The organism is Neisseria sp. P0021.S006, assembly GCF_051956895.1.
Map to the genome: position 1 here is coordinate 1 of NZ_JBQCWZ010001196.1, position 463 is coordinate 463.

Consider the following 463-nt stretch of genomic DNA (forward strand, 5'->3'; position numbering starts at 1 on the left):
TAATGGCACAAGCAGGCAAACACATAGGATCAGGCTGGGTCGCGGGGGCTCGGGGATGTGTATAATAGACAGTTGCTTGCGTCATCGCTTTCTGTGGCAACGTGCATTTTTTCCATTGTGAGCTGGATAATGCGACGGTCAAGTTTATCCATGTGCTCAGGTTTGCTATCCAGCTCCATTTTGATGCGGCTGGCTGCTTCGTCGATCAAATCAATCGCTTTATCAGGCAGGAAGTGGTCGGTAATATAACGGTCGCTCAACTCCGCTGCGGCAACGATAGCAGGGTCGGTAATATCGATACCGTGGTGGATTTCATAACGCTCTTGCAAACCGCGCAAAATAGCGATGGTGTCTTCCCCGCTGGGCTCGCCGACCAATACTTTTTGGAAGCGGCGTTCGAGTGCCGCATCTTTCTAGATGTACTGACGATATTCGTCCAAAGTAGTCGCGCCTATGCCGTGCA

1 pseudogene is annotated in these 463 nt (G+C 51.2%); it reads right to left on the reverse strand.

The features are described from left to right. Positions 1-74: 74 nt before the first annotated feature. Positions 75-463, reverse strand: a pseudogene (locus tag ACTHUM_RS19440) (type VI secretion system ATPase TssH); the annotation flags it as partial.